Origin of the sequence: Pseudomonas sp. D2002 (assembly GCF_013385735.1) — a bacterium.
GTDB lineage: Bacteria > Pseudomonadota > Gammaproteobacteria > Pseudomonadales > Pseudomonadaceae > Aquipseudomonas.
Genome location: NZ_JACAPL010000003.1, coordinates 778674 through 804652 on the forward strand (window position 1 = coordinate 778674; position 25979 = coordinate 804652).

16 protein-coding genes and 1 pseudogene are annotated in these 25979 nt (G+C 57.5%); 9 read left to right on the top strand and 8 right to left on the bottom strand.

What is annotated here, in order from left to right; translation table 11 throughout:
* Positions 1-7: 7 nt before the first annotated feature.
* The 3 genes from HX783_RS06880 to HX783_RS06890 all read left to right on the top strand — a co-directional run bounded on the left by HX783_RS06880 (position 8) and on the right by HX783_RS06890 (position 10566).
* Complete coding sequence (locus HX783_RS06880) at positions 8-2113, top strand: M60 family metallopeptidase (protein WP_177016395.1); 2106 nt, start codon at positions 8-10, stop codon at positions 2111-2113.
* Between the two features lie 233 nt (positions 2114-2346).
* Positions 2347-5193 carry a valine--tRNA ligase gene (locus HX783_RS06885; protein WP_177016396.1) on the top strand — a complete coding sequence of 949 codons (2847 nt, stop codon included), beginning with the start codon at positions 2347-2349 and terminating at the stop codon, positions 5191-5193.
* 216 nt (positions 5194-5409) lie between these two features.
* Positions 5410-10566 carry an RHS repeat domain-containing protein gene (locus HX783_RS06890; RefSeq protein ID WP_177016397.1) on the top strand — a complete coding sequence of 1719 codons (5157 nt, stop codon included), beginning with the start codon at positions 5410-5412 and terminating at the stop codon, positions 10564-10566.
* 261 nt (positions 10567-10827) lie between these two features.
* Here HX783_RS06890 and HX783_RS06895 read toward each other — a convergent pair.
* Positions 10828-11625 (bottom strand): annotated as a pseudogene (locus tag HX783_RS06895) (IS5 family transposase).
* Between the two features lie 334 nt (positions 11626-11959).
* Between HX783_RS06895 and rlmF the strand changes: the two are divergent.
* Positions 11960-12973 carry a 23S rRNA (adenine(1618)-N(6))-methyltransferase RlmF gene (rlmF, locus tag HX783_RS06900; protein WP_159954409.1) on the top strand — a complete coding sequence of 338 codons (1014 nt, stop codon included), beginning with the start codon at positions 11960-11962 and terminating at the stop codon, positions 12971-12973.
* A gap of 199 nt (positions 12974-13172) precedes the next feature.
* Here the strand turns inward: rlmF and HX783_RS06905 are convergent, their stop codons facing one another.
* Positions 13173-13454 (bottom strand): HU family DNA-binding protein, encoded by a 282-nt coding sequence (locus HX783_RS06905; RefSeq protein ID WP_003188840.1) that lies wholly within the window; start codon positions 13452-13454, stop codon positions 13173-13175.
* Between the two features lie 396 nt (positions 13455-13850).
* Here HX783_RS06905 and yejK point away from each other — a divergent pair, with 396 nt between their 5' ends.
* Both yejK and HX783_RS06915 read left to right on the top strand, forming a co-directional pair.
* Complete coding sequence (gene yejK / locus HX783_RS06910; RefSeq protein ID WP_177016398.1) at positions 13851-14855, top strand: nucleoid-associated protein YejK; 1005 nt, start codon at positions 13851-13853, stop codon at positions 14853-14855.
* Positions 14855-15205 (top strand): glutaredoxin family protein, encoded by a 351-nt coding sequence (locus HX783_RS06915; protein WP_177016399.1) that lies wholly within the window; start codon positions 14855-14857, stop codon positions 15203-15205. The genes yejK and HX783_RS06915 overlap by 1 nt, the downstream gene beginning before the upstream one ends.
* A gap of 168 nt (positions 15206-15373) precedes the next feature.
* Here HX783_RS06915 and HX783_RS06920 read toward each other — a convergent pair whose 3' ends face one another.
* The 6 genes from HX783_RS06920 to HX783_RS06945 form a co-directional block, all read right to left on the bottom strand.
* Positions 15374-17614 (bottom strand): TonB-dependent receptor, encoded by a 2241-nt coding sequence (locus tag HX783_RS06920; RefSeq protein ID WP_177016400.1) that lies wholly within the window; start codon positions 17612-17614, stop codon positions 15374-15376.
* 246 nt (positions 17615-17860) lie between these two features.
* A complete protein-coding gene (locus tag HX783_RS06925) occupies positions 17861-18838 on the bottom strand; it encodes a FecR family protein (protein WP_177016401.1) in 978 nt (325 codons plus the stop codon).
* Complete coding sequence (locus tag HX783_RS06930) at positions 18835-19413, bottom strand: RNA polymerase sigma factor (protein ID WP_177016402.1); 579 nt, start codon at positions 19411-19413, stop codon at positions 18835-18837. The genes HX783_RS06925 and HX783_RS06930 overlap by 4 nt, the downstream gene beginning before the upstream one ends.
* Before the next feature lie 7 nt (positions 19414-19420).
* Complete coding sequence (locus HX783_RS06935) at positions 19421-19747, bottom strand: DUF3325 domain-containing protein (protein WP_177016403.1); 327 nt, start codon at positions 19745-19747, stop codon at positions 19421-19423.
* Positions 19748-21322, bottom strand: a complete 1575-nt coding sequence (locus HX783_RS06940) for a PepSY domain-containing protein (protein ID WP_177016404.1) — start codon at positions 21320-21322, stop codon at positions 19748-19750. It lies immediately after the preceding gene.
* Entirely contained in the window at positions 21319-21621 is a 303-nt protein-coding gene (locus HX783_RS06945) for a DUF3649 domain-containing protein (protein WP_177016405.1), read from the bottom strand. The genes HX783_RS06940 and HX783_RS06945 overlap by 4 nt, the downstream gene beginning before the upstream one ends.
* A gap of 170 nt (positions 21622-21791) precedes the next feature.
* On the opposite strand from HX783_RS06945, the gene HX783_RS06950 reads away from it, so the two are divergent.
* The 3 genes from HX783_RS06950 to fecA all read left to right on the top strand — a co-directional run bounded on the left by HX783_RS06950 (position 21792) and on the right by fecA (position 25645).
* On the top strand, positions 21792-22280 hold the full coding sequence (locus HX783_RS06950) for a sigma-70 family RNA polymerase sigma factor (protein WP_177016652.1): 489 nt from the start codon (positions 21792-21794) through the stop codon (positions 22278-22280).
* Positions 22277-23218, top strand: a complete 942-nt coding sequence (locus tag HX783_RS06955; RefSeq protein WP_177016406.1) for a FecR domain-containing protein — start codon at positions 22277-22279, stop codon at positions 23216-23218. The genes HX783_RS06950 and HX783_RS06955 overlap by 4 nt, the downstream gene beginning before the upstream one ends.
* Positions 23219-23308: 90 nt before the next feature.
* Positions 23309-25645 carry a TonB-dependent Fe(3+) dicitrate receptor FecA gene (fecA, locus tag HX783_RS06960; protein ID WP_177016407.1) on the top strand — a complete coding sequence of 779 codons (2337 nt, stop codon included), beginning with the start codon at positions 23309-23311 and terminating at the stop codon, positions 25643-25645.
* Positions 25646-25979 lie beyond the last annotated feature (334 nt).

Genomic DNA, 25979 nt, shown 5'->3' on the forward strand with positions numbered 1-25979 from the left:
CGTATCCATGGCCAATTACACACCCCCCGTCATCACTAGCCCAACGAATAACAGTACCGTCGTGTCGCTGCGCCAACAATTCATTGGCCGCTCCGTTCCGAATGCAAGAATTGGTGCATTTGATGAAAACAATACTTACCTTGGCGACACCTACGCCGACACTAACGGCGTCTGGAAATTTACGCCTGGTCAGGATCTGAAACCTGGCTCGCATACCTATAACTTTGCCCATTACAGCCACACGGAAAAGCTCTCTGACTACACCTACATCACACTCAATATTTTTGCGACCAATACCCCGCTTGCCAATGGCAGTGCACCTGTCATTACCAGCCCAACCAACGTCACTTCCACTCGCCCATTGATCACCGGCAAAGCGGCAGCCAATGCGATCGTCTACGTTTACATCAGTGGCGGCGGCATTTTGTATGGTAAACCCCAGGCAGACATAAACGGCAATTGGCAACTGCAACTGAGCCAGGAACTCTATTCCGGCGCGACGCCACTTGCCCTCGCAGAATTCAATATCGACGGTGGTCAGGTTTCTGGCTGGACGAGTGTCACCATGACCGTGAACGGAGCTCCCACGACCGGCACCGCGCTTGCCAATGGCAGTGCACCTATCATTACCAGCTCAACCAACGTCACTTCACTTCGCCCATTGATCATCGGCAAAGCGGCAGCCAACGCGATCGTCTACGTTTACATCAGTGGCGGCGGCATTTTGTATGGTAAATCCCAGGCAGATATAAACGGCGATTGGCTACTGCAACTGAGCCAGGATCTCTACCCGGGCTCGACGCCACTGGCCCTTGCAGAATTCAACGCCGGCGGGGGTCAGGTGTCTGGCTGGACGGCCACCACGATGACCGTCAACCTGACGCCCGTTGTATTCAACGGAACCGTGGACCCTCTGGGAGCCATTCAACGAGTGGGTAACTTGTTTGCGAACAGTCCTCGCCAACCCACAGGTTTCTATTTGCCCGCGGGGGCCGCACTCCACCTGAACCTGGCAGTGCTGAGCAATAATGGCAATGCACGGCCCGAACTGCATATTGGTGCTCCCGACACTAACCCGACGCCGGGCGCCTCTCTGAATTCACGCATCTACTCACTCAACGCCGGGCAGAACGTAATCACCGACCCCGACGGGGGAATGATATATTTCAATATGACCGGTCTAGACAACCGTGTGCAAATTACCTTCCAAGGCGGCATGATCCCGGTGCCTTACTTCGAACATGGTAAAACCAGCCTATTACATTACCGAGAAATGTTGCGCGCACTCGTACAATCGCCTCAAGTCGAGTTTGTGTCGGAGCGGGTCATCCTGACGATTCTTCGCGACAGCGCAGTGGCGTATCAGCATATCGACCTCAATGAACTCATGCAGACCTATGAGAGAATAGTTTCAGCGGAGGAAGCGCTTATTGGCCTGGATGGCTCTACTGCACTCCACACTCGGGCACCGCTGAAATTTCATATATGTCATGGTAAATTCCAAGGCAACGGGTTCGCCTACGCCATTCATTTCTACACTGCTTTTGCAGAAGGCGTTGGCTATATATTGATGGACCCCAAGACACTTGCGCTGGAGTCGTGGGGCCTTGCCCATGAACTGGGTCACCAGAACCAGATGCTGAGTTATCACGCGCCCGAATTTGGCGAGGTTACCAACAACTTGGCCGCTTTAGCGGTAGAGCGCGCACTGGGCAAAAAAAGTACCTTATTGGATAGAAATTCCGCAGGACAGAGTTTATGGGATATCACCCTGCCAAAATACAACAGCCCAAACATGAGCATGAGTTCTTACGGCAGTGTTTACGAACTTCTTATTCCGCTGGAACAGTTGAGGCTCGGCTTTGGTGAAGGCTTCTGGCCCACCATGAACAAAACCGCTCGAGAGCAGTGGTCATCCAGCGGTTTTGCCCCTGCACGAGACACGGCATTCGACAATCTGGCGCTCTTTTCCAGCATTGCCGCATCGGCAGATCTAAGGGGCTTCTTTACTGCTTGGGGCTTTCCCATCACGCCTGCAGGCCAGCAGAAAATAGCCGCACTCTATCTCCCTGCCCCTCGTTCCGACCTGGGTACGCTGCGCGAGTACGACTGAGCGCTGCACGTGAATTACCCCCACGTGCCAATGAGCAAAACGGGCGACGTGGGGGAATTCCCCCCCAGACCCGACCCCATGCATCGCGATGCCCTCATAGCCAGGCTGCGTGACTGCTAGCGCAGGCGCCGTGAAATTTGTTCCCCCACACCGACTCGCTCTACGCCTTCGCGGCCATCCCCGTTATACTTGTCGGCTTTCCTGAATTAATGCCAACTAGGGTCCCGCCGCGCATGGATAAGACCTACCAGCCGCACGCTATTGAAACTTCCTGGTACGAGACCTGGGAGTCCGAGAATTATTTCGCTCCGCAAGGCGCGGGTGATTCCTACACCATCATGATTCCGCCACCGAACGTCACTGGCAGCCTGCACATGGGCCATGGCTTCAACAATGCGATCATGGATGCGTTGATCCGTTTTCGCCGCATGCAGGGCCGCAACACCCTGTGGCAACCGGGCACCGACCACGCGGGTATCGCCACCCAGATGCTGGTGGAACGCCAACTTGAAGCCACCGGCCAGAACCGTCATGACCTGGGTCGCGAGAAATTCCTGGAAAAAATCTGGGAATGGAAAGACCAGTCCGGCGGCAACATCAGCCGTCAGATCCGTCGCCTGGGCTCGTCCGTAGACTGGAGCCGCGAGCGCTTCACCATGGACGATGGCCTGTCGGAAGCCGTGAAAGAAGCCTTTGTTCGCTTGCACGAAGACGGCCTGATCTACCGCGGCAAGCGCCTGGTCAACTGGGACACCAAGTTGCACACGGCGATTTCCGACCTTGAAGTGGAAAACCACGACGAGAAAGGTTTCCTGTGGAACCTCAAGTACCCGCTGGCCGACGGCGCCAAGACCGCTGAAGGCAACGACTACCTGATCGTTGCCACCACCCGTCCGGAAACCATGCTCGGCGACGCCGCCGTGGCGGTTAACCCGAACGATGAGCGCTACCATGCGCTGATCGGCAAGTTCGTCGAACTGCCGCTGGTGGGTCGTCGCATCCCGATTATCGCTGACGACTACTGCGACCCTGAATTCGGCACCGGCTGCGTGAAAATCACCCCGGCCCACGATTTCAACGACTATGAAGTCGGCAAGCGCCATAACCTGCCGCTGCTGAACATCTTCGACAAGAACGCCGCCGTGCTGCCGGCCTGCCAAGTGTTCAACCTCGACGGCACGCTGAACGAAAGCATCGACGGCAAGATCCCGGCCGAATACGCCGGTCTCGACCGTTTTGAAGCGCGCAAGCAAATCGTGGCCGCCTTCGACGCCGCCGGCCTGCTGGTCAGCGTTGATGACCACGGCCTGAAAGTGCCGAAGGGCGACCGCTCCGGCACCGTGATCGAGCCTTGGCTGACCGACCAGTGGTACGTGTCCACCAAGCCGTTGGCAGAACCGGCGATTGCGGCGGTGGAAGATGGCCGTATCGCATTTGTGCCTAAACAGTACGAAAACATGTACTTCTCGTGGATGCGCGACATCCAGGACTGGTGCATCAGCCGTCAGCTGTGGTGGGGCCACCGGATTCCGGCCTGGTACGACGAGTCGGGCAAGGTCTACGTTGGACGCGACGAAGCCGAAGTGCGCGCCAAGCACAACCTCGGCCCGGACGTTGCGCTGCAACAGGACAACGACGTGCTGGACACCTGGTTCAGCTCCGGCCTGTGGACCTTCTCCACCCTGGGCTGGCCGCAGCAAACCGAGTTCCTGAAGAAATTCCACTCCACCGACGTGCTGGTCACCGGTTTCGACATCATTTTCTTCTGGGTTGCCCGGATGATCATGCTCACCATGCACCTGGTGAAGAACGAGGACGGCACCCCGCAGGTACCGTTCAAGACCGTGTACGTGCACGGCCTGGTGCGTGATGGCCAGGGCCAGAAGATGTCCAAGTCCAAAGGCAACGTCCTGGACCCGCTGGACATCATCGACGGCATCGACCTGGAAACCCTGGTGCAGAAACGCACCTCGGGCCTGATGCAGCCGAAACTGGCGAAGAAGATCGAGAAGCAGACCCGCGACGAGTTCGCCGAAGGCATCGCCAGCTACGGCACCGACGCCCTGCGCTTTACCTTCTGCTCGCTGGCCTCCACCGGTCGCGACATCAAGTTCGACATGGGCCGCGTCGAGGGCTATCGCAATTTCTGCAACAAGATCTGGAACGCCGCGCGCTACGTGCTGGATAAAGGCGAAGACTGCGGCCAGAACGGCGAAGCCTATGAGCTGAGCCTGGCTGACCGCTGGATCATCTCGCAGCTGCAACGCACCGAAGCCGAAGTGACTCGCCAACTCGATCAATTCCGTTTCGACCTGGCCGCGCAGGCCTTGTACGAGTTCATCTGGAACCAGTATTGCGACTGGTACCTGGAACTGTCCAAGCCTGTGCTGTGGGACGAAAACGCGCCGATCGAGCGCCAGCGCGGCACCCGTCGAACCCTGGTGCGCGTGCTCGAAGTGGCCCTGCGCCTGGCGCACCCGTTCATGCCGTTCATCACCGAAGAAATCTGGCAGCGCCTCGCGCCGCTGGCCGGTATCGAAGGCAAGACCATCATGCTGCAACCTTGGCCAGTGGCCAACGAAGCACGCATCGATGAGGCCGCCGAAAGCGATATCGAATGGCTCAAGACCCTGATGCTCGGCACGCGCAACATCCGCGCCGAGATGAACATCGGGCCGGGCAAGCCACTGGCCGTATTCGTGAAGAACGCCAGCGCCGAAGATCAGCGCCGCCTCACCGAGAACGACGCGCTGCTCAAGAAGCTGGCGAAGCTGGAGTCGATCACGGTATTGGCTGACGACGCCGAAGCACCGCTGTCCGCGACCGCGCTGGTTGGCGAGATGGAAGTGCTGGTGCCGATGGCCGGCCTGATCGACAAGGGCGCGGAACTGGCCCGTCTCGATAAGGAAATTGCACGCCTGCAAGGCGAAGTGCAGCGCGTGGGCGGCAAGCTGTCCAACGCAGCGTTCGTCGACAAGGCCCCGGCGGAGGTGATCGATAAGGAGCGCGCCAAGTTGGCTGAAGCTGAACAGGCTCAGGGCAAGTTGGCGGAGCAACGCAGTCGGATTGCCAGCTTGTAAGTCAATGCTGGAATAAAAAGAGAGACCTTCGGGTCTCTTTTTTTTGCGCAAAATTAACGGATCTAACTATGGAGACAATTAAGCGCGAAAAGTTATAAAAAACTGTCAACATTGACAGTATCAACCCACTGGAAAGCCGCATTACTCTGAAACAAAGCTCTCTGCCGTGCATCATTTTGCAGCCAGGAGGCAGCCTAATTTTTAAGGAGTTTCCAGATGGCTAATTCGACAGCTGTTAAACAACGTGTCCTTGACGAAGGTAGCCCGAATATTCATGGGGTCGACCCCTTTTCGGGCGCATTTTGCACATTTATACCGATAGCTGAATTAGTTGGAAATAATGGGTTGGGCCCGACTTTGGATCTGAAGGTTTACCACACGTCGGGCCGCGGCGCCCACTACCTCGAAAATTGTAGTATCCGATTTAACCATGCTTATTTTTACGAAGACCTTCTACCAAAACTTCCGAGCAAAAATTACGGCGAAATTTACTTAGAGAACGGAGCCCGTTGGACATGGGACGCAAAAAACGATATTGCCTTACCCCACGTCGTTATCAGCCGGGATGGCGAGCAACTTAAATTCACACATAAAAGTGGAAAACAAGAACATCTTACCAAATTCCGAGCCCCCTCATCCAACCCGCAAATAGATGAAGGCTATTACCTTCCAACTACAATAAGTTCACCCTCTGGGCATAAAATTTACCTCCAATGGGATTTGATTAAAAAAACCAACTCACTCATAAAACTGCCGCTCCCACGCCTACAGTCAGTATCCGACGAGTCAGGAACCCTATTGACCGTTGGTTACACCATGCTCGGCAGCATAATGCAGGTCACTTTCAATGTATGGCCAGGAACCAACGACAATTACACGATGGATTTTCAATTTACCGAGGGCTTGTTGAGTACAGTACGGCAGAGCAACCGGACAGACACGACAGCGTTCGAGTACACCGGCCCTATCAGCAAAATAAAACACAGCAGCGGCCTCACGGAGGCAATTAGTTATCAGAACGGCAAAGTTTCCAACCACCTTATTACCGACGACAACGCGACCATCATACAAAACAATCAATATATTTACACCACTTCAAAAAGCAACCAAATCACCTCAGTAACGGAGATAGGCAATAAAAAAACTGAATATCAGTTTTCGACCAACCGCCTACCGACAAAAGAAACAACTTGGGTAGATGGCTTATTATTGAAAACCGTTGAGTTAAGTAGAGCCGTGAAAAAAGGAGGGACGGTCCTCACGGGTGCCGCTAATGACCCCCTCCCAGACCGTATTGAAAGCACCACTAGCACGACCTACACCAACCCCGACCTGACCGCTCGCACGGAAGTCGTCGTTATCACAATGGACACCTTAGGCAACATCATTTCAAAGACAGAAAACGGCGTAACAACGGAGTGGACTTATTATCGGGGAATGCTGGAAGAAGACATACTCGTCAAAACAGAAAGAGTTAACACTCCCACAACGCCTTTGAGTGTTATTGCGGCCATAGGTGATTACGCGAACCCTATCGGCTGGGGATACCTGCTGTTCGGTAAAGCCGGGTTGACCTGGGGTACACGTGAGCTGCGCAAAAAGGTTCTTTCGCCTTACGTCACCAGTAACGGTCAAAAGACCTTCAACCTCCCGGTGGCCATTCGTTGCCCTGGCGACCCAAATTACTTCAAGGTTCACGTCGAATCCGAAAAGGTCTATACCCTGAACAACGGCCAACGGACTGACTTGCAGTGGACCTTCTACAGTTACGATGGGCTGCCGGTCAAAGACGCCCTGGTAAAAGGTCCAACCCTCAAACCTTCGAAAAAATTGACAATCTATAACCCGGTTGGGGATGCCAATGGCAGGCTCTCATCATGGGCGAACGGCAACATGGTGCTTGAAGAGAATACTTATAATACTGACGTTAATTCACCTCACCATGGGCGGTTATTGAACAGCACGCAATCTATCCTTGACGCCGCCGGCAAGGTCGTTCCGGGCTCTGTAGTCAGTACTGCGATCGGCTACGGGCTTTGCAACAATCAACTCACTACAACCACTTCTGTGACCGCGGGCACTGCACCTGCAGTCACCGGAACTCAAGTCATTCAAACGCTCACCGGCTTGCTTAAGGCCCACATTGATGCCCAAGACAATACGACCCTTTATGAATACGACGCGCAGCGCCGTATAATCCAACAAACCGTGTATGCCGGCGAGCCCGAGCTCAAAGGCACGACCACTTTCACCTACGTAGACGCTGGCACCGAAACTCAAGTAACGCGTACCAGCCCGTTCGGAGAACAAAGCAGAGACGTATTTGATACGTTGGGCCGGCCCATCCGAAACGAGTGGCTGCACACTGATGGTTCATGGCTGAAGTTATACGAAATAACTTACGACGCCCAAGGTCGAGAGGCGTCCACGACACAATTCGACTACACCGCCAATAAAACGCAATTGCCCACGCAAACACGTAACTTCAGCTATGACCGCTGGGGGCAGCTCTCAGAAATCAAGTGGGCCGCGAGTGGTGAGACCGAGAATTTTTCGTACGACCCGGTCAACCGCAAGACCTCAACCTGGGTAGCACAAGGCAGTGAAACGGGCGGGCGCACCATACAGGTATTCGACGAACCCGGTGGAGAACAACGCCACGAGTCGTATCTTCATGCCAATGGTAAGTTCGTGAGCTCACAGACGTATCGCTACAACGCCCTAGGTCGTCTGACCACCGAGACTTCAAGCGAGGCATATGCGATTCACCGTAATTACGACGCTTTTGGTCGCGTAAGCCGTCTGGAAACCGCAGGTATCACAACGATTAATGACTTTCCTGCCCATATTCAAGCACCCGTAGCGACAGCTGCCAAGCTGGAATCCAGCGGCCAAACAGTTTCACTGGGCACCCAGACAGTAGATGGCCTGAGCCGCGTGACGGCTACCGTACTCGGCGGCACTAAAGTGAACTATGCCTATATCGGCAGCGGGAATTGGGGCAAAGCAGATACTCAACCCAGCGCAACGATCACCTCATCTACTCGCATTAAGCTGAGCAATGCTTGGGACGCGCAAACCCGTACCCTTACTGAAACCATTACCGGAGGCATTAGCCTAGGTAGTGATTCAACTACCTCTCAAGCAAGATACGAATACTCCATTCAAGGCCTCTTATTGCGATCAACTGATGCGTTCGGCAACAGCACTCAATACACTTACGACACCCAAGGCCGTCTACTGAACAGCGCCAGCGCAACGCTGACCGTAGACTTTATATATGGCCCGCTAGGTAGACTGGAATCCGAAATATTGAATGATCTAACCCATGGTAAGACCATGACGACTGCGTACACTTACAACGCATCCGGTCAAGAAATTCAACGTCAATTCAACGCTACAGGTTTTCCACCCCTTACATTAAAAACAACGTATACCACCTCTTTAATCGCTGAAATGGAAATGCTGCAAGGTGCATCACTGTTGCGCAAGGAAGAGTACCGTTACGATTTCAGAGGGCAACTCGAAACCTATCTGTGCAGCGGCCCCCATAAACCCTCCACGCCTGACCGCTATGTGATTGACCGACAGGATTTCAAATACGACATGGCCGGCAACCTGATTCAATGTACCGTGACAAGCAATGGCAGTACGTTTATCGATAGCTACACATTTGGGGCTGCAGACCCCTGCCAACCTCAATCCACTACACTTCAGAGAGGTACGACTCAACAAACCCATTCTTATAAATATGACAGCCTTGGTTATTTGATAAACAAAGACGGCTTCCCACTCACTTACAATATGCAGGGTCAATTAACCGTTCACAGTGACGCACAACAACGTTTCGACTACCATTACGACAACATTGGCCGACTCGCTGGGTGCTCAGGTACGGGCCACTACGACCAGTATTATTATAAAGATGACTTCCAATACGCTCGGAAAGGTGTATTTAGCAGCAATGGAGTTTTTAGCTACCGCACTTCTATTTTGATGAACCAGAGCACTTCCTGCTTATTGCTGCAACAGAGTATCAACCAAGACAGCAACATGCCAACAACAAGCCGCAGTTTCGAGGTAAAAGACATCAAAGGCTCGGTGATTGCCAGTTACGACCTGTCGACCAATTCAATTTCATACTTCGTTTACACGCCATACGGCTATCGCCCTCATACCATCGATCAGCGCTCGTGGGTTGGGTTTAACGGCCACCCCATGGACAGCGTTACCGGTAATTATCCTCTGGGGAACGGAGCGAGAGTCTACAATCCCGCGAAACAAAGCTTTGACGCTCCTGACCCTATCAGTCCGTTTGGTGCAGGTGGATCAAATCGATATCGGTATTGCAGCAACGACCCGGTCAATAAAAGTGACCCCTCTGGGTTCGCGGAGGTCTTGAACCAATACTCTGTCATTACCCACGCGCCAGCGATCGAAAACCCGGTTGTAGCCGCTGTGGGGATGGGCGTAATCGGTATCGCACTGGCACCCTTTACCGGCGGTGCTTCAATAGGGTGGACGGTAGCAGCGGTAGGTTTAGCTACTGTGTCCGCGGGCTTTGGTATCGCCTCTGCGGCACTACGAGAAAGTGACCCTGACCTCTCAGAAGCATTAGGTTGGGCTGCACTCGGGACCGGTCTGCTCGAAGCAGGCGCAGGCGCCGGGCTAGCTTTGCGCGCTGCAAGAGCAGGGGCAAAGGGGGCAGCCAGGGAAACCAGTCTCGCGTATCAACACAGCAGCATAGCCAAAGGCCAGATGGGCGTTGAAACGCTGACCGTTAAGACACGGAGTCTTGGTTTTCACAATGGACCCGCTTCATATGAGCTTTACAGCGGAGGTCCGAACGCTACTAAAGCGTATATTTACAGCCACGGAGCGTCGCGTGCCGAGAAGTTCCGATTCGCTCTTCCATCAGGAGTGGACCTTCATTTTTTCGCACCTAAAGGCGCGTCAATTGCGACAGATGATAGCCGATTGCTACAGCATCTTTCGGGAAGGCTGAATGGAAACTATATAAGCAAAGCACACAATTCACTTAACCCCAAATTAGCACCCGACTATATCTTGACCGAGTTCAAGCCTAAAGACATGGTAACCAACAATATTCTCAAAACGCCGCAAGACCTGGACAAAGTAATGAAACAATTAGCAGCGGCCCATAGTATCGATATTATTCGCCCTAAGGGTCAGATACCGCTCAGCGAATTGATCACGTCACTTCAAGCGCAGAACTACAAAAAAATATACGGCTCGTTTTGCCGGGGTCCTATTCGGGATTTCGTTGGCGTCGCAGAAATCAAAAGAATAAGACATTCAAAATGGCGCATGTTCGTACTGGACATGGACGCCTCATTGGCTAATCGAGTTTAACCAAGCAACATCCCCTACTCACGATGGAGACCTCGCTAACACCGCGCTCCCGATGCACTCGGGAGCCGGCATCGACCTGATACACGCCGCCACCAAGTTGAAAGTGCCCCCCCCTAAGGAAGGTCTGAAGTACCCACCGTTTTTTGATCCCCTCTTTGCGTGAGGTTCAAAAAGCGCTGATTCGGTCGAACATTAGACCTTTCCACTTCTTAATTCATGATTTTCCTCTAAGTCGCGCTATTTCAGGGCGATTAGCCCGCATTACAGGCGCACCTCTCCAGTATTCAACAATCGTTTTCGCACCATGCACAAGTTCGACGAGGCGAACAACGTCGTCTGCTGAGCACTGTTTTTCGTCAGACCACGAAAGCGCACTTTCGTATAGCCAAACTGGCGCTTGATCACCCGAAACGGATGCTCAACCTTGGCTCTGACTTGCGCTTTCGCATTACTTGCGTCACGTCCGCCACGTTGGTAGGTGTACCGACAACGCTATGAACCAAGCCCGAATCCGCATTCACGCCAATGTGGGACTTCATTCCAAAAAAGTACTGATTGCCTCTCTTGGTCTGATGCATCTCGGGGTCGCGTTTCTTGTCTTTATTCTTGGTTGAGCTGGGGGCATTAATGATCGTCGTATCCACTATCGCTCCATGGCGCAACATCAATCCACGGTCACCCAGATAACCGTTGACAACCTGCAAAATCCCACCCGCCAGCTCATGTTTCTCCAGCAAGCGGCGAAAGTTGAGGATCGTGGTTTCGTCAGGAATTCGATCCAGATGCAGCCCCGCAAACTGGCGCAGGATCGTCGTTCATACAGCGATTCCTCCATCGCCGGATCGCTGTAACCGAACCAGTTCTTCATCAGATGAACCCGCAACATGGCCACCAACGGATACGCCGGACGACCACCGTCGCCCTTCGGATAATGTGGATCGATCAAGGCAATCAAACCCTTCCAGGGCAACACCTGATCCATCTCGATCAGGAAGCGCTCGCGGCGAGTCTGCTTACGTTGCCGGCGTACGCGGCAGCGGCGAAGGACATCTGTTTCATCGGGCTCAACCGTTTGATTCGTGTGCGGGGGCTATTTCACCAGATCTGGACGTCTTTTTCAGAGTTTCCCCAAGCCACTGCACAATACTTGTTCATAACTTCAAACTCCTTTTAATAAAAATAAAAAATTTTTCGAACCTTTAAAAAACCAACATGTTGCTAAATGATTAATCTACTGTCAGAAATAACAGGCAGGCTAATTTTTCAGAAATACAAACCTATTGTTTTATTCCGTATTGGCTACCTGCGTGTGCCGCGACACGTTAGATACTCCGCTCTTCGGCCATGAATGTGGGACAATACGCGCCATTTTTAAGCCAACCCCAGAGCCAGCATGACCGCGCCCAGCCCCCCCAAACCGCCACGCAAGAAACCTGTGACCCCGGCCAAGCCCGTCGCCCCGCGCAAAGAGGCCACCCTGCACCCGCGCAACCGCCACACCGGCCGTTACGACTTCCCGGCGCTGATCAAGACCACGCCGGAACTGGCGAAATTCGTGATCATCAACCCTTATGGCAAGGAAAGTATCGACTTTGCCAGCCCGGACGCGGTGCGGGTGTTCAACCGGGCGCTGTTGAAAGCCTTCTATGGCATCCAGCATTGGGATATCCCGCAGGATTACCTCTGCCCGCCGGTGCCGGGGCGCGCGGACTACGTGCATTTCCTCGCCGACCTGTTGGCCAGCGTCAACGACGGCAAGATCCCGCGCGGTTCCATCGTCAAGGTGCTGGACATCGGCATGGGCGCCAACTGCGTCTATCCGCTGATTGGCTATATGGAGTACCGCTGGAACTTCCTCGGCTCGGAGGTCGACCCGATCGCCGTGGCGGCTGCCAAGGCCATCGTGCAGTCCAATGACCTGAGCAAGGTCATCCAACTGCGCCAGCAAACCAACCCCAAGCAGATCCTGTTGGGCCTGCTGGAGCCGGGCGAGCGTTTTGACCTGACCATGTGCAACCCGCCATTCCACGCGTCCATGGACGAAGCCACCAAGGGCAGCGAGCGTAAATGGCGCGCCCTGGGCAAGGCCGACCCCAAGCGCAAGTTGCCGGTGCTGAACTTCGGTGGCCAATCGGCGGAGTTGTGGTGTGAAGGTGGTGAAGCGCGCTTTGTAACGCAGTTGATCGCCGAGAGTGCGCACTTTGCCCACAAGGTGTTGTGGTTCAGCACCCTGGTGTCAAAAGCGTCGAACTTGCCCGCGATCGAGACCGCCTTGAAAAAAGCCGGCGTACTCGAAAGCCAGGTGGTGGAGATGTCCCAGGGCCAGAAGCAAAGCCGTTTTGTGGCCTGGACCTTCCAGACCAAGAATGAGCAGCAGATCTGGCGCCAGCGCTGGGTGCGCGACTAACCGTGCTGCAGGCGCGAACTTGATGTGGCGAGGGAGCTTGCTCCCGCTGGAGAGCGAAGCGCTCCCAAGATTTTGGGGCCGCTGCGCAGCCCAGCGGGAGCAAGCTCCCTCGCCACAGTAACAGCGCTCCACACCCAAATCGCAGGCAACAAAAAACCGTGCCCGGATTGCTCCGGAGCACGGTTTTTTTTGCTGCGTCTTACTTGTTAACAGCGTCGGTCAGGCCTTTGGCCACAACCAGCTTGATAACTTTCTTGGCAGCGATTTCGATGGCAGCGCCAGTCGAAGGGTTACGGCCAGTACGGGCTGGACGCTCAGTCACTTTCAGTTTGCCAACGCCTGGCAGAGTGATTTCGCCGCCGTTTTCCAGCTGGTCAGCAACAACTTGGCTCAGTTGGTCCAGCAGAGCGCGCACGGTAGTTTTCGGTGCGTCTACTGCTTCAGCCAGGTCAGCGATCAGTTGGTCTTTAGTAATAGCCATTGTGGTGTTCCTTCCCTATCAAATTCATATGGATTGCAGAGTGCAGTGTCAGCCGTCGAGCCCGACCGTCATGGCCTGGCACCCCCGGCCATAACCACGGAGATCGGGGTTATAGATGCTTGAAACGGGGATTGGTTCGACCTGACAGATGCTGAATGCACGCTTAACGCCGAGTCTTGGCGTAAGACGGGGCAAAACTAGCACAGAGACGGGGAAATATCCGCCTCAACATACCCATTTGGTCAGCTTTATCGCTCTAAACCGTGAAAAAAAGGCATATAGGCCGTCGGAGAGCAGCCAAAACGCCCTTCGAAGCGTGCCATGCCCAATGGGTGCGGTACACTGGGCGACTTTTTGGGGAGGCCAACCGCTCCCCTTCAACCAGCCGAGAAGCCTATGCCGATCCGTCATTGCATTGTTCACCTGATCGACAAAAAACCCGACGGCACACCTGCAGTTCTGCATGCCCGCGATTCGGAGCTGTCCGAGTCCGCCGCCATCGAGAACATGCTTGCCGACCTCAACGAGAGCTATAACGCCAAACAAGGCAAGGCCTGGGGTTTCTTCCATGCCGAGTCCGGCGCGCACCCGTTCAGCGGCTGGTTGAAGGACTATTTCGACGGTGGCCAGGATTTCACCACCTTCAGCCGCACGGCGGTCGAGCACCTGCAAAAACTGATGGAGGAGTCCAACCTCTCCACCGGCGGCCACGTGCTGTTTGCCCACTACCAACAAGGCATGACGGACTACCTGGCCATCGCCCTGCTCCACCACAGCGAAGGCGTGGCCGTGACCGACGAGCTGGACGTGACCCCGTCACGCCACCTGGACCTCGGCCAACTGCACCTGGCGGCGCGCATCAACGTCTCCGAGTGGCAGAACAACAAGCAGTCCAAGCAGTACATCTCCTTTATCAAGGGCAAGAACGGCAAGAAGGTCTCCGAGTATTTCCGCGACTTTATCGGCTGCCAGGAAGGCGTCGACGGCCCGGGCGAGACCCGCACCTTGCTCAAGGCCTTCAGTGACTTCGTGGAAAGCGAAGACCTGCCGGACGAATCCGCCCGCGAGAAAACCAAAACCCTGGTGGACTACGCCAGCAGCCAGGCCAAGCTCGGCGAGCCGATGGGCCTGGAAGAACTGTCGGGCTTGATCGATGAAGATCGGCCTAAGGCGTTCTACGACCATATCCGCAACAAGGACTACGGCCTGTCGCCGGAGATCCCGGCCGACAAACGCACCCTTAACCAGTTCCGCCGCTTCACCGGCCGCGCTGAAGGCTTGTCCATCAGCTTTGAAGCCCACCTGTTGGGCGACAAGATCGAATACGACGAAGCCGCCGGCACCTTGATCATCAAGGGCCTGCCGACCCAACTGACCGACCAGCTCAAGCGCCGTAACTGATGCTCGGCGGGGTTCTGAAGAAAGTCCTGCTGGTGTTGCTGGTCGTGGTGGTCATCCAGAACTGGGGCAAGATCGAGCGGCTGTTCAACCCCTCGCAGGTGGTGTCCGAGCAAATACGCGCCTCAGCGCGCGTGGTGCTCTATTCCACCGAGTGGTGTGGCTACTGCAAGCAGACCCGGCGCTTCCTGGACCAGAAAGGCATCCCGTACCAGGCGCTGGATATCGAGAAAGACGCCCAGGCGCGCAAGGCCTATGAGGCGCTGGGCGGCGGCGGGATTCCGTTTGTGGACGTGAATGGCACGTTGATTCGCGATTACAACCCGGATGCGATCATGGCTGCCTTGAAATAACCCACTGTGTAAAAACACCGCAGATCAAATGTGGGAGCGGGCTTTTGTGGGAGCTGGCTTGCCTGCGATAGCCTCAACTCGGTCCTGATGAAAAACCGAGGTGTCTGCATCGCAGGCAAGCCAGCTCCCACACAAGCCTTCCCACATTTTGCTCTGCGGCAGCCTTAGTTAGAAATTGGCTTCCAACGACACCATCGCCGTGCGCTCTTCACCCACGTTGTAATACGCAGTGCTCGGCGCCAAGCCATTCACAGGGGCCGAGTTGAATGCCACGGTGCGCGCCGAACTCAGGTATTCCTTGTCGAACACGTTGAGCATCGAGAACCGCAACGCCGCTGACTTGATGACCTTCTTGTCCACCGGCAAGTAAATACCAGCGTTCAGGTCGAACACCGTGCGGCCTTCGATCTTTTCCTTGTTGGTCAAATCGCCATAGAAGCTGCCGACGTATTTGCCCGCGATGTTGCCGTAGAAGCGCGCATCGTCATACCCGAACACCAGGTTGAACATGTTTTCCGGCACGTTAGCCAGTTGCTTGCCTGCCGTGGGCAACAACACGTTTTTGCTGAGCAAATTGTCTTGCTGCTCCGACTTCGTGTAGGTGTACGAAGCGTAGTAGTTAAAGTTATGCGGCAGCAGGCCACTCCACTCCAGCTCCAGGCCTTTGTTCTCGACGCTGCCGACGTTGAGCACCATGTAGTCACCGGCTGAGTCGGTGGTCGACACCTGACGGTCCTTGAAGCTGATGTAGAACAAGGTCGCGCTCAGAGCCATATCGTCTTCGCTGTAGCGCCAGCCGAGTTCCTGGTTCCAGCTCAACTCGGACTTCAAGCTGACGGAATCGCCCTTGTTGTACAGCACGTAGTTGGGTGGCGTGCGCATGTTGCGGGTGACGTTGTAGAACGCCTGGTTGCTCTCGTCGACCTGGTACTTGGCGCTGAAGCTCGGCAAGAACTGGTGGTAACGGGTATTACGTTTTTCCGGCTTGTCGTACAGGCTGCCCAAGTTGTTGCCGTCACGCTCGACATATTGGTACGCCAGGGTGCCGACAAAACTCAGGTCCGGCGTGGCTTGCCAGCTGTCCTGCACCCAGAGTTTCTGCGACGGGGTGACGGTGTAATAGTGGCGGCCCTGGACGGTGGCGCCGTTCTTGTCGACCACTTGGCCGCCGCTGTTGTAGTCGCCCCACACATCATCCGGCGCGCCTTCGCTGTTGATCCCGATAAAGGGTTGGGTCTGACGCTGGCGTGCGCGTTCATACCAATAGCCGTAGTCCAGACTGTGTGCTTCGTTGATGTCCCACTTCAGTTTGGCGGTGACGCCAGGGCGCCAGGTCTCGGTCCACGAAGGGCGATAGTAGTTGGCCGATTGCAGGTTGCTCAGGTCGTAGTTGCCGGCCTTGTCGGATTTTGGCCCCAGGTTCGACGCGGTCTGCCCGCTGAAACTGCCACCGTTGGCCCAGTAGTAATACGGCGTAACCGTCAGCGCCAGGTTGTCTTGCAACTGCCAGCGCTGGGTCAGCGTGGCGTTGACGCTTTCGAACGGATTGCGGTTGAGCTTGTAGGACGACGACAATAAACCTGCCTTGTAAACCGGCGTTTCCGAGTAGTCCTTGCGTCGCCCCTCATTGTCGAATTGCGCCTTGCTCAGGGTGTTGTAGTTGTAGTTTTCCTGGTTGTTGTACTTCACCGTGGCCAGGGTCGAGTTGCCGCTACCGTCCTCGAACAGGCTGCTCCACTCGACTTTGTCGCTGCGCATCGTGCCTTTGCCGCGCCATTTGTCGCCTTCCAGGTGAGACGCCGACACCCACGTCTTGAGCCCACCGAAATCACCGGTGTTGACCCGCACGAAGGTCTTGCGCAAGTCATTGGCACCGACAATCTGTTTGGCAAACAGCCCGGACTCTTGAGTCGGCCGAATGGTGATCATGCCGATGTTGCCGCCGCTGGAGCCGATGTGCGGGCCGTCCGCCTCGGAGGAGCCTTGGGTGACAAACACTTCGGCGAGGTTTTCCGGGTCGCCCAGTTGGTTTGAATAGACGCTGTAGTTGCCCGAATCGTTGATCGGCACGCCGTCGACAGACACCCCGACCTGGTCGGAGCTCATGCCGCGCATGGTGAAGTTGGTGCCACTGGTGCCGCTCGCGTCGTCGCTGGAAACGTTGATGCCCGGCGTGTACTTGAGCTTGTCGATGGCATTGGCGGTCGCCGACATTTCGTCCATGGCTTCCTTGGTCACCGTCGACCGCGCCTTGGCACTTTCTTCGCGAATCATGTGCCCGTTGCCCAGGGTTTGTTTGCCGGCCACGTTCACCGAACCCACATCTTGAGTGTCGTCCGCCAAAACCAGCGGCGCAAAACCACCCAGGCCCGATGCTAAAAGCAGGGCATATACGTTGTTGTAGTTCACCTGTAGATCCCTTACTGACGTTGCTCTGTTGTATGGGTCGTCGCTCGGCAACCGTTGGCAGACGACGCATGGCTTCCTGACCACTCGCTCAGGAACCCGGCGATGATCCACGCCACGTGTAACGGTTTGGTGACAGGTTTGGGTGATTGCGATGAAGGTTCGGTGAAAGGCCGGCAGGTGCCGTGATGCAAGGCCTGCAGAGACCGTCTGGAGAATATTCAGGGGGAATTGAGGCCTGCTGTGTGTCTAACGCAACACAATCACCCGACCCAACAGGCTGTGCTGTTCGAACCCAAGCACCGCCTGCAACGCATTCAGCACCGCCTGCGGGTCTTTGCTCGGAAAGCTGCCGCTGACGCGTTTGGCGGCCATTTCGTCGTTAAGCAGCAGGATGCGGCCGGGGTAGTAACGGCTCAGGTCCTGCACCACGTCGGCGAGCGGCGCCTTGTAGTAGTTGAGCCAACCGTCACGCCAGGCCAGGCGTGATTCGCTGTCGACTGCATGCATGGCTTCGGCCACACCTTCGGCGTAGGCCACTTGCTGGCCCGCCGTCAGAATTTGCTGCTGGCCCTGCTTGGATGGCGTCACACCCACCCGGCCGGACAGCACCGTCACCTGGGCGCCAGCCGGTTGCAGACGCACTTCGAACTGGGTGCCCAACACCCGCGCTTCGCCGCTGCCGGCCTCGACCACAAACGGCGCGCCCGTGTGAGTCACGCTGAAAAAGCCTGCGCCGCGACGCAACTGGATATGGCGCTCGCCGTGGCTGAAATCCACGGCGATAGCGCTGTCGGCATCCAGCGTGACCTGGGATTGATCGGCCAGGGTCACGGTCTTCACCTGCCCCGGCGCCGTCACATAATCAGCGCCGAAGTCATCGACCCAGCGCGACGGCTGCCAGCCGGCGCCCATCGACACCATCACCAGCAGGCACGCGGCCATGGCCAGGGCGCCGGACCAGCGCCTTGCCCGTGAGCGCTTCGAGGTGTTCATCGCATTCAGGTAGCCCTGCAACGCCAAGGCGTCCTCGTCCGCCAGTTTGCGCGCCGGCACTTCGCTCAATTCCCACAGCACCTGGGCCTGGGCATAGGCCTCGACGTGCGCGGGGTCGGCACGCAACCAGCGGCTGAACGTGGCCTGATCACCACTGCTGGGCTGGTCGTGCAGCAAGCTCAGCCAGTCGAGGGCGGCCTGCTCCTGGGCGGGCGTGGGGGTGACGTTCACGGTGCTTTCCCTGGCGTGCGTGGGGGCGGTGGTTCGCGAAGGCTGGCTTTGCAGGCTTCGAGGGCACGCATCATATGTTTTTCCACGGCGCTTTGGGACAAGCCCATGGCTTTGGCGATTTGCGCATATTTGCGGCCGTGAATGCGGTTAAGCAGGAAAATCTGCCGGGTGCGCTCGGGCAGGCTGCGCAGGGCAGCTTCGACATGGCGCAAGTCATTGCCCGCTTCAAGTGCGGCCTGGGGCTCGGAGCCCTGATTGTCCTGTTGCTCCGGCAGCCAGCCCTCGTTGCTGCGTACGCGCGCGCCTTCGCTGCGCAGGTGGTCGATGGCGATGTTGCCGGCGCAGCGCAACAGGTAGGTGCTAAGTTCTTCGACCTGCACCAACGGCCGCCGCCAGAAACGCAGGAACAGGTCTTGCACCAGGTCGGCGGCGGTGGCGCGGCAGCCCACGCGTCGGCTGACCAGCGCTTCCATTTGCGAGCGCTGCGATAAAAACACCTGCAGGAAATGCGCACGCCCACCGGCCACATCGGTGTGCGGGCTGTCTTGGGATTCCGGTGGGGTGCTGATCATCATGGCATGCTCAGAGTAAGGCGAACGCCGCAACCGGGCTGGCCAGCAGGCCAACGCCCGCCAGGATCAAGGCCAGCCTTGGCCGATACGGCAACAGCATCACCAGCAGCAGCGCGCTGAGCATCAATACCGCGCACCATTCCACCAGCCCTTGGGCCCAACCCGAGGCACTCACCGCAGGCCAAGTCGACAGCGCCAGCAGCAACCAACCGGCCACGCGCAAGGCCAGACGCCTTGGTGGCGAGGGTTTGCTGTGGAGCAATTCACCGTGATGGCGATCGGTGGACAGGCACAGCGCGACGAACCCGGCGTAACACATCAGCAAAGCGAGCAACATTCAGTTCGCCTCCTGCTTGAGCGTCAATCCGCGCGCGCGTTCGGCCTTGGGCTGAGGCGCCGCGCGGTGCTGCATTTTCCAGGCGGCCCAGGTCAGGAACAGGCCGCTGGCCAGGCAGGTCAGGTCGAAGCCGGCCATGGCCCAGTCACCGCGGGCCAGTGACGCGCCCACGTGCTGCGAAGTGGTCAGCGCGTTGAGCAATGGAATCGCCACAAACAGCAATGCGCCGACACTCAATTGCTCAACCCAGCCCTGACGGCCTCGACGCAATACGGCGTGCAACAGGCTCAAGCCCCAGGCAATAAAAAACACCTGCACTTCCCAGTCTGAACGCCCGGCAAAGCTCACCGGCAACAAGCGGTTGGCCCAGAAAAATGCGGCGATGGCGATCATCAGCCCGGACATGCTGGCGATGTTCAGCACTTCCACCAGCCGCAATTCAAACGGCATCACGCCGGTTTTGGCGTGCTTGAGCTGGCGCTTGCCGAGCCAGATCACCAGGCCGGTGCCGATCATCGCCGTGCCCGCCAGGCCGCAGATAAAGTACAGCCAGCGCAGCACAGGCCCGGCGAAATGGCCCATGTGCAGGCCGTAGAAACTGCCGCCAATTGCGGCCGGCAGCGACTGCTCGGCACTGACCCGCAACAACTCGCCGGTGGTGCCGTTGAACGACACGCTGCTGCCGAAATCATGCGCCACACGGTCGGCACCTGAACGCATCACATTGACCGAGGCATTCACATCGCCAGGGTTGTTGACCACCAAACGCCCCACATGCCCACCCGCCCATTGCTCGCGCGCCTGCTGGTACATCGGCAGTAACGGCAGCAATTGACCCGGCTGGCCGAGCGCCGGCGCGTTGTTGGTATTGGGAAACACTTCATTGAAAAATGCGCGGCTGTCGTCGCCGTAGGAGGCAACGATGGGCGCGGGCATCACCATGCTCATGAAGATCACCAGGCTGCTGTAGGTGATCATCAAGTGAAACGGCAGCACCAGCACGCCTACCGCGTTATGCCCGTCGAGCCAGGAGCGCTGGCCTTTGCGCGGGCGGAAGGTGAAGAAGTCCTTGAAGATTTTCTTGTGGGTGATGATGCCGGTGATCAGCGCGACGAACATTACCATCGCGGCAATGGTCGACAGCCAGCGGCCCCACGGGTAGGGCATTTGCAGCTGAAAGTGGAAACGGTAGAAGAACTCGCCGCCCATGCTTTCACGCGCCCGCACGGGCTGGCTGGTGACCGGATCGAGCACTTTTTGGATGAAGTTGCCGCGCTTGCCGGGGTCGACTTTGTCTTGCCACATCACCGACAGGCCGGGGTCGCGGCTGTCCGGCAAGGTGATAAACCAGCGCGCGGCATTCGGCGCCTGTTGCTGCAGATAGGTTTGCGCGGCGGCAAGACTGCGCGCGTCGTCGAGTGGATACGCCTGCACTTCGGGCTGCATCCAGTGGGTAATTTCGTCTTTGAAATAGGACAAGGTGCCGGTCAGGAAAATCGCAAACAGCAGCCAGCCGAAAATCAATCCAGCCCAGGTGTGCAACCAGGCCATGGCCTGGCGAAAGCCCTCTTTCATGTGCGCGCCATCCAAAAACCGACACCCGCCAGCGTGGCAAACAGTGCACTCGGCAGCATCACGCCAAACCAGGCACGCCACGCCGTGCGGCAGGCAAAACACCAGAGCACCGCCAACAGGTAGAACACAAACGAGCTCATCATCCCGGTGATCACGGCGTCGGCGCGCGACGCGGGCATCCACAGCGCCAGGCAAACGGCAGCCAGGGACGCCATCAGGTAACCGCCGACCACAGCCGCCAGCACGCGCGAGGTGACGGCGAGGCGATAAACGACGGGAAGTGAGGTTTTGCTTTTCATGCGGGAGGCGCCAGGGTCATCAGCGCGCAATATTAATGATAAATATTCTCATAAGCAAAAGAGAACAGATGAATCACCTGCCTGGCAGGATTGCCCAAGTGTGTCACCCGCCCTACAATGCGAACAATTCTTGTTCTCTAAAGTACACCGAGACTTTCTGAGTGAACGCGTTGCCGCCGTCCAACACCGTTGAAGTTCTGTACAACGACCATCACCACTGGCTCACCGGCTGGTTGCGACGCAAGCTCGGCTGCCCGGAAAGCGCCGCCGACCTGGCCCAGGACACGTTCATCCGTGTGCTCACCGCGCGGGAAACCCCGACACTGATCGAACCCCGCGCCTTTCTCACCACCGTGGCCAAGCGTGTGCTGTTCAACTTCTACCGCCGCCAGGACCTGGAACACGCCTACCTAGACGCGCTGGCGCAACTGCCCGAACACGTGGCACCGTCGGAAGAAGAACGCGCAATCATCCTGCAAACGCTGATGGAGCTGGACCAACTGCTCGACGGCCTGCCCGTTCAGGTCAAACGTGCCTTCCTGCTGGCCCAGCTCGACGGCCTGACCTACGCGCAAATCGGCAGCGAACTGGGCATCTCCATCGCCACCGTCAAACGCCACCTGAATAAAGCCGCCATGCGCTGCTATTTCGCCCTATGAATTTCTCCACGCAAGTCGCCGAACAAGCCGTGCACTGGCTGATGGAAATGCAGCAAGGCGCGCTCAACCCGCGCCAGCAAGCAGCCTGGCAACAATGGCTGGATGCCCACAGCGAACACCAACGTGCATGGGACCATATCCAGCGCGTCAACCAACGCCTGCGCGGCATGCCCTCACCCTTGGCGCATGCCGCCTTGAACGCGCCGAAATCCCGTAGCCGGCGTCAAGCCCTCAAGCTATTGCTGATTCTCGGTGCCGGTTCGGCCGCAGCCTGGAGCCTGCGCCAGCAGCATATTTTGCCGCCGCTGAGCGCCGATTACCGCAGCCCCGTCGGCCAGCGCCGCAAGGTGCAACTGGCCGATGGCAGCCAGTTGCAGCTCAATACCGGCAGCGCGGTGGATGTGCATTTTGATGGCCATCAACGTTTGGTGCGCCTGTTGGAAGGCGAGATCCTGCTGACCGCGCGCCCCGGCGACACACCGCTGCACATACTCACCGGCCAAGGTTTGCTCAGCAGCCAGGCTGCGCGCCTCAACGTGCGCCAGTTCAACGACCACACCCAACTGGCGGTCTTCGACGGCCATGTCGACGTGATGCCCAACCGCTACAGCGGCCTGCCGCTGACCGTCGAGGCCTCGCGCCAGGTCAATTTCACCCGCAAAGGCTGGGACACCCCGCGCCCGACCGACGCCAACAGCGGCGCCTGGGCCGACGGCATGCTGGTGGCGGCGCACATGCGCCTGGAAGAATTCCTCGCCGAGTTGGGCCGCTATCGCCGTGGCCAGGTCAATTGCGACCCGCAAGTGGCCAACCTGCTGCTGTCCGGCAGTTATCCGTTGGACGACAGCGAACGCATCCTTGACCTGCTGGAAGTCAGCCTGCCGGTCAAAGTGCGGCGGTTTACCCGCTACTGGGTGACTGTCCAGGCACGTGCGTAAATTATTTTCAGAAAACATGAGCCGTTTTCCACACCTCGCGTGACAGAGAAGGAAAGCCACCTTGATCCTACCTTCTCAGGACCGCCCTTCATGCCCCAGCAACCGACACTTCTTGCCCGCACCTTGCGCCAACTCCTACTCGGCGCGAGCCTGAGTTTCACCGTGCTCCCGCAGGTGTTGGCGGCAGACGCCAAGCCCTATCACATCGCCCCGGCCACCCTGGAAGCCGCGCTGAATCAATTCGGGCGTGAGGCCGGCGTGTTGATTTCCTTCGGCTCCGAGGTCACAGCCGGCATGCAGAGCCGTGGGTTGTCGGGCAATTACAGTGCCGATGAAGGCCTGCGAAAACTCCTGGAAGGCACCGGCCTGCAAGCCCGCGCCGAGGGCGATAACGCCTACAGCCTGCAACCGGCCAGCGCCCCGGCCACCCTCGAATTACAGACCTCCAACGTCGTTGGCGACTGGCTCGGCGACGCAGCGCAAACCAACGTGTTCGAACACCCCGGCGCCCGCGATGTCATCCGCCGCGAAGAATTCGAACGCCAGGGCGCGACCCAGGCTCGTGACGTGCTCAACCGCATCCCCGGCGTCAACGCCCCGGAAAACAACGGCACCGGCAGCCATGACATGGCGCTGAACTTCGGCATTCGCGGGCTCAACCCGCGCCTGGCCTCGCGCTCCACGGTATTGATGGACGGCATTCCAGTGCCGTTCGCACCCTATGGCCAGCCACAATTGTCTTTCGCGCCGATCAGCATGGGCAACATGGATGCGGTGGACGTGGTCCGTGGCGGCGGCGCGGTGCGCTACGGCCCGCAAAACGTTGGCGGCATCGTCAACTTCGTGACCCGTGCAATCCCCGATGCGCCGACCGTCAAAGGCGGCCTGCAGACCGAAACCAGCCCGTCCTCCAGCCATGACGGCTTCAAGACCACTGGCAACCTGTTGGCGGGCGGCACGGCCGACAATGGCCTGGGCGGCGCGATTTTGTACTCCGGCACCCGTGGCGGCGACTGGCGCGAAAACAGCAACACGCGTATCGACGATTTGATCCTCAAGGGCAAATACCAACTGGACGACGCCAACAGTTTCAACGCCATGGCGCAGTACTACGAAGGCCAGGCCGACATGCCCGGTGGCTTGAACGTCAAGGACTACAAGGCTGACCCGTATCAGTCCACCCGCCCCTACGACAAATTCTGGGGCCGCCGCACAATGTTCAACGCCGGTTATCGCTACCAGGAAGACCGCCGCGAATTCACCGCCAACACCTTCTTCACCACCACCTTGCGCAACGGCTACCTGGACCAGGGCAACTTCCTCTCGCTGTCGCCGCGCGAGTACTGGGTGCGCGGCCTGGAAACCCGCTTCGCCCAGGGCTTCGACCTCGGCCCGACCAGCCATGAAGTAGGCGTCGGCTATCGCTACATCAACGAGGCCGGCCACGAGTTGCGCTACCGCACGCCGATCAGCGCCAACCAGCAACTGCCTGACACCAACAGCCGCAACGACCGCGATACGCGCGGCGCCACCGAGGCCAATGCGTTTTTCGTCGATGACCGTATTGATATCGGCAAGTGGACCATCACCCCGGGCATTCGCTACGAGATGATCGAATCCCAGCAAACCAACAACCTGACCAACGTTAAATACAAAGGCGACTACAACACCGCGCTGCCGGCGCTGAATGTGCTGTACCACCTAACCGAAGACTGGAACCTCTACGCCAACACCGAAGGCTCATTCGGCAGCGTGCAGTACAGCCAGATGCCGAACCGCGTGAGCAGCGGCGAAGTGAAGCCGGAAAAAGCCCGCACCTGGGAGCTTGGCACGCGTTATGACAACGGCAGCCTGCGCGCTGAAATCGGCGCGTTCCTGATCAACTTCGACAACCAGTACGACAGCAACCAGACCAACGATTCGGTGATTGCCCGTGGCGAAACCCGCCATCAAGGCATCGAGTCGAGCATCAACTATGCCCTCGACGGTTTGAGCCCGGCGCTGGCCGGTTTTGATGTGTACGCCACCTACGCCTACGTCGACGCGACCATCCGCGAAGACGGCCCGAACAAAGGCAACCGCGTGCCCTTCTCGTCCAAGCACAAAGGCACCTTGGGCGTCGGCTATACCGAAGGCCGCTGGAAGCTCAACCTGGACAGCAGCTACCAGAGCAGCCAGTTCGCCGACAACGCCAACACTCAGGCGGAAACCGCCGACGGCGCCAACGGCCGCATCCCCGGCTACATGCTGTTCAGCAGCCGCGCGGCGTATGACTTCGGCCCACAGCTGTCGGACTTGAACGTGGCAGTCGGTGTGAAAAATATCCTCAACAAGCAGTACTACACGCGCTCGTTCGACGACAACAACAAAGGCAAATACGTGGGTGAACCGCGCACGGTGTACGTGCAGACTTCGATTGCATTCTAACCGCCAGAATCTTCCAAACAATGCAAAACCCTGTGGGAGCTGTCGAGCTTTAGCGAGGCTGCGAAAGCGTTAGGTCAGGCGACTTAATTTCGTCTGTGCCGCCGCCTTCGCAGCCTCGCTGGGGCTCGACAGCTCCCACAAGGGATCGGCGTTGTTTGACTGCCTGCACCGAACCTCAGTTAAGCGTGGGCTCCCACAAACAATGCAAAACCCTGTGGGAGCTGTCGAGCTTTAGCGAGGCTGCGAAAGCGGTGGGTCAGGCGACTCAATTTCGTCTGTGCCGCCGCCTTCGCAGCCTCGCCGGGGCTCGACAGCTCCCACAAAAGATCGGCGT